The 5,038-nt window shown below is 67.6% G+C and carries 4 protein-coding genes and 2 pseudogenes; 3 read left to right on the top strand and 3 right to left on the bottom strand.

Annotated features, from left to right (window positions below; all coding sequences use genetic code 11):
- The first annotated feature begins 194 nt into the window (after nucleotides 1-194).
- Nucleotides 195-953: an SDR family NAD(P)-dependent oxidoreductase gene (locus ACFUJY_RS35075; protein ID WP_383307230.1), complete on the top strand. Its 759-nt coding sequence runs from the start codon at nucleotides 195-197 to the stop codon at nucleotides 951-953.
- Between the two features lie 111 nt (nucleotides 954-1,064).
- Nucleotides 1,065-1,921, top strand: a pseudogene (locus tag ACFUJY_RS35070) (IS5 family transposase).
- A gap of 77 nt (nucleotides 1,922-1,998) precedes the next feature.
- Here the strand turns inward: ACFUJY_RS35070 and ACFUJY_RS35065 are convergent.
- Together ACFUJY_RS35065 and ACFUJY_RS35060 are read right to left on the bottom strand one after the other, a co-directional pair.
- A complete protein-coding gene (locus ACFUJY_RS35065) occupies nucleotides 1,999-2,487 on the bottom strand; it encodes a DUF4265 domain-containing protein (protein WP_383307228.1) in 489 nt (162 codons plus the stop codon).
- Between the two features lie 674 nt (nucleotides 2,488-3,161).
- A complete protein-coding gene (locus ACFUJY_RS35060) occupies nucleotides 3,162-3,632 on the bottom strand; it encodes an ester cyclase (RefSeq protein ID WP_383307226.1) in 471 nt (156 codons plus the stop codon).
- A 150-nt stretch (nucleotides 3,633-3,782) separates the two neighbouring features.
- Between ACFUJY_RS35060 and ACFUJY_RS35055 the strand changes: the two genes are divergently transcribed.
- On the top strand, nucleotides 3,783-4,391 hold the full coding sequence (locus ACFUJY_RS35055; protein WP_383307224.1) for a TetR/AcrR family transcriptional regulator: 609 nt from the start codon (nucleotides 3,783-3,785) through the stop codon (nucleotides 4,389-4,391).
- Nucleotides 4,392-4,508: 117 nt separating this feature from the next.
- Here ACFUJY_RS35055 and ACFUJY_RS35050 read toward each other — a convergent pair.
- A pseudogene (locus tag ACFUJY_RS35050) lies at nucleotides 4,509-4,900 on the bottom strand (IS5 family transposase); the annotation flags it as partial.
- Nucleotides 4,901-5,038 lie beyond the last annotated feature (138 nt).

The following is a 5,038-nucleotide window of genomic DNA, read 5'->3' as shown; positions in this document are numbered from 1 at the left end:
AGGACCGGGCGGCCATTCCTCGCGAGCCACAAGCGGCAAACACCCATCAGCCACACCCGGTCCCCCCGGACCGCCAACCATTCTTAGGGAACACCTATGCCCGCCACCACTGCCCCCGCCACCTGGTTCGTCACCGGCGCTCCCGTGGCCTCGGACTGGAACTGGTCCGGCAGCTGCTCGCCAAGGGCGACAACGTGGCCGCCACCACCCGTTCGACCGAGCGCCTCACGAATGCGCTGGGCAGCGCGACCGACACCGGCCGGCTCCTCGCGCTGAACGTGGACCTGACGGACGAGGCCCAGGTCAAGAACGCCGTGGGCCGGACCACAGAGCGATTCGGCCGCCTCGACGTGGTCGTGAACAACGCCGGTTACGGCTATCTCGCCGCCGTCGAGGAGACCAGCGCCAAGGATGTGCGGGACATGCTCGACGTACAGATCGTCGGGGTGTGGAACGTGCTGCGCGCGGCGTTGCCGGTCCTGCGTGAGCAGCGCGCGGGCCGCGTCATCAACATGTCCTCGATCCTGGGCCTGACCACGATGCCCGGCTGGGCCCTGTACTGCGCGGGAAAGTTCGCGCTCGAAGGGCTCAGCGAGGCGCTCGCCGCCGAAGTCGCGGACTTCGGCATCAAGGTCACCGTCGTCGAGCCCGGCTACTTCCGTACCTCCTTCCTCACCACTGACTCGCTGGCCCTGCCCGCCGAGACCTCGGAGCACTACCCGGCGGTACGGACCATGGTCGAGGACCACCTCAAGCTCCACGGCGGCCAGCTCGGCGACCCGGTCAAGGGCGCCGCCGCCATCATCGAGCGCGCGGGCCACGACGGCGGCCCTCTGCGCCAGTTGCTGGGCTCCGACGCCCACGCCTACGCCACCGCGAAGGTCGACGCCCTGCGGGCCAACCTCGACGCCACCGCGGGCAGCGCCCCCACCACCGACTTCCTTGACGCCTGAGCGGTGAACAGGCGAGACCGCGAACGCCAACTGCTTTCGTTATGTTTTTAAGGCTTAGGCCGTGTTTGAAAGTCGGTTCTACTCCTCGCCCAGCATCGTGATGATCGCGATGTGGGGCGAGGGGATCTTTCTGCCAGGCAGTGGGCGGTGCTGGAGCCGCTGTTGCCGTTCGCGGGGCTGGGGCGACCGTCGGAGGCTGATCGATGGGATCCGGTGGCGTGTGCGAACCGGTGCTCCGTGGCGGGATCTGCGTTTGGAGTACGGGCCGTGCCAGACCGTCTACGGGCTCTTCCGCCGCTGGCATCGCGATGGCACCTGGCTCGGACTGCTGCCCCGGCTGCAGGTCCGGGCCGACGCGGCAGGGTTGATCACGTGGGAGGTCAACATCGTCTCCACACCCTGCCGGGCCCATCAGCACGCCGCAGGCGCCCGCCGTGACGGCCAGTCCCAGAAGGAATCGCCAGGTGGAACCCGCACGGAGCCAGAGGATCACGCCTTGGGCCGGTCCCGGGGAGCTTCACTACCAAGATTCATCTGGCCTGTGAGCAAGGCCAACGGCCGGTGTCGCTGCTGGTCACCGCCGGTCAGCGCGGTGACTGTCCTCAGTTCGCCGCTGTTCTGCAAGGCATCCGGTGGCCCCGCGCCGGACCGGGGCATCCCCGTGTCCGGCCACTACGGTACGGGGCGAAAAGGCGTATTCGTCCAGCACCAACCGGGCCTACCTGCGACGGCCGGGCATCCGTTGCACGATCCCGGAGCCTGCCGACCAGGTCGCCAATCGCAAGAGGCGAAGGAAGGCCGGCGGTCGGCCTCTGCGTTCGACCGCGAGGACTATACGGCCCAGCACGCGGTCGAATGCGGGATCAACCGGCTCAAGCGCAACCGGGGCAGTGGCCACCCGCTTCGACAAGCTCGCCGTCCGCTTCGAGGCCACTGTCCTGGTCGCCGCGATAGGCGAACGGATATGACGGACCTGAGCGGTCTGTCCCTGGACGAGAACGATGCAGCTTGGGTCACTGCGGGGCTGAGACGGGCACTGCTGCCCTCACGGTCGCGCAGTGGCTTCCCAGGCGGCAGTGACACACCCTTCTTCCCAATGCCACCACTCCTTCCTCTCGCCGTGTTCCAGCAGCTCGCGGATTTTCAGCAAGTCTGCCTGCGGCGGGACCTTCAAGGCCACCATCCGGAACCGCTCGATGCCTTCACCCGTCGTGCCGAGGCGCTGGAAGATGTCCAGCACGCTCTGCCGGGCGACGGCTGAGCCGGAGTCCTTCAGCACGATGAGTCGGATGGTGCAGTTCTGTGAAGGCTCCACCGTCTCTCCGGCCCAGAGGAGACCGTCATCATCCGGTTGAACCCTGATGACGTCACCACTGGCGACTCCGCGAACGAACCAGGGAGTGTTGTCCAGCCGAACCGTGCCGTCGCCCAGGTCGACAGCCCACAGGCTCTCGACACTCGCCGGCGGCCATCCGTCCTCGTCTATCTCCATGCGGAAATGGACCTTCACGTGGTCGTCACTGATGTTCGTCACCGAATCATCATCCACTTCGCGTCCACCCGACCAGACCGCGGAGCACGCAGGTGCGTGCTCCGGGCCCGGTTGGCGGCTCGCGGAGCACGCCGACCGCGACATGACCGCGGCATCGGGCGCACTCCACACCGTTCTGGGAGCCGGGCCCGCGGGTACCTCCGTCGCCTTGGGGCGGCGCGCCGGGGAGGCCGGTAAGGTGCACTGGGCGGTTGCCGCGCGAGAGGGCGCGGACGTCGTCCACCACTACGCCAACGTCTTGCTGCCCCCGGGACTGACGACTGGATCGTCGAGGAGTCGAGACCGGACATGGATCTCGGGGCCGCAGATGAGGCCGGCCTTCCGTCTGGCCGAGGTGGTCGCCGACCTCGGCGAGGGCTCGCAGCCGCACGTCGGGGCCGACCGCACATGCTCGCTCCGCGAGCAGGGGGCCGCACCGCGCGGATGGCCCGGGTGACGATGGATAGGTCCACGTCGAACCAGCAGGTCGCACGTCATGAGTGACCCCATGACGACGGTGTCCGAGCGTGGCCGGGAGCCGGTCGCCCGCGGGCTGCGTGCAGTCGACCGGTGCGCCCGGCCGCAGGGGAGCAGCGGACGCACAACGAGCAGGCCGAGGCGGCCGGCGGTGGCCGCCTCGGTGCCGCTTCTGTCGTGCTGGGTGCCGTGCGGTGCAGCTACGCCCGTGTGGCGGCGGTCTTGGCGGCCTCGATCGCCGACGTGAAGTCGGGGGTGGCCCCGATCTGTGCGAGCAGGACGTTCGCCGCGTTGTAGCAGTTGAACGTTTCGACCTTCCCCTCACGGAGGTACCAAAGGTCCGCAGTCGGCACATCGATGCGGTTCCCGGTGGGAGGGATGTCGCCGACCGGAGTCGGGAACGCGCCGAGGTGCGTTCCCTGTATCCGCAGTTCAACGGCAACGATGTCACCGAGCACATGCACTGCGAGCAGCTCACGGTGGATGTCGGGAAAGATGCCGGCCAGCCCCGCAAGTCCCTGTGCGATCTCGTCTCCGCGGAGGGTCATCGCGTTCGGCAGGTCATTGAAGGTTCCGTCTTCGGTGAACAGGGCGCGAAAGCCGTGTCCGTCCAGAACATCTCCTTCCGCCAGCCGGTATGCCTCGCGGACGACCTCTTCATTGCGTGTCACTTCTGTTCTCCTCGGTGCTGGTGTCGCCGCGGGGCACGTACGGCACTCCCGTTCGGCAGCCAGTTTGATGATATGCATCATTGAAAGCTTTGTTATGATGAGTGTCATCATCGAAAAGGTCAAGTCGAGACCGTTGGCGGAAGGACTGCAGTGCCGCGGATCACCAAGGAGGACAAGGCCCGCAACCGGCAGAACATCCTCGAAGCGGCGGGCCGCATGTTCCGTTCGCAGGGCATCGACGCTGTCGGCATCGCCGAGCTGATGAAGGAAGCCGGACTCACTCACGGCGGCTTCTACAACCATTTCGCCTCCAAGAATGACTTGGTGGTCGAGGTGTGCAGAGCTTCCTTCGCCGCCTCACTCGAGAGCCTGGCCGGCATGATCGAGGAGGGTCAGGGCAAGGCCGGCCCTCCGCTGAAGCACGTCGTGGCCGGGTATCTGTCCACCGCACACCGTGACGACGCGAACGGCGGTTGTCCCTCCGCCTCCCTGGTCACCGACGCCGTACGGCAGAACGAAGCGGTGCAGAGCGCGTACGCCGAAGGCGTCGAGGGCTATGTGACCGGCTTCGCCGCAGAGTTCCTGCGCGAGGCCGAGGAGAAGGGCCACGAACCCGACCCGTCCGAAGCCCGTCAGAAGGCCGTCCGCCTGCTCAGCGAAATGGTCGGCGCGCTGATGATCGCCCGCGCCGTACGCCACGTCGATCCGGGGCTCTCCGACGAGATCCTGCAGGCCGCCCGCAGCCACACCCTCGACTGATGCGACCTACGGCTGTCGCGGGATACGGAGCGACGGACGTGGCGCCCCGCTGAAGGCCGCGACCGCCGTGGCCGACGTCAACGATGTCGCCGAGACCCTCGCCCCGGTCGACGGCAGGGTCAGCCCGCCACGTGACCGGCCGAGGGCTTCACCTTCCCAGAGCCCCCTTTTCGGGCGCCGGCGGCGTGCTGGTGGGCCCGCACCATGGTCGAGTCGACGCAGACGACCGTCCAGTCGACGTGTCCGACCGCGTCGGAGTGCTGCTGGACGTGGGTGAGAAGTCTTTCCCAGGTCCCGTCCCGGGACCAGTGGCGGAAGCGTTCGTAGACCGTCTTCCATGGCCCGTAGCGTTCGGGCAGGTCACGCCAGGCGGCACCCGTGGAAGGCTTCCATAGGCTCCCGTCCACGACCTGACGCCGGTCCCGCACGGGCCTTCCCATGCGTCCCGGCGTCAGCAACGCAGCGATCAACGCCCAGGCCTCATCCGTCAGTTCATGCCGTCGCACCACACCCGAAGCAACGAGCGATCGACTTTCCGGACACGGACACGCCCTAGGTGTATTGCCCCGTGAGGTTGGGGACGCGGCTGGCGGGTGGTTTGCCTGCGAGTGCGGTGTGTCCGCGGTGGTGATTGTAGGTGTGCAGCC

Origin of the sequence: Streptomyces sp. NPDC057249 (assembly GCF_042669245.1) — a bacterium.
Lineage (GTDB): Bacteria > Actinomycetota > Actinomycetes > Streptomycetales > Streptomycetaceae > Streptomyces.
Note: the sequence above shows the minus strand (reverse complement) of the source record. Positions and strands in the feature narration are given on the sequence as shown.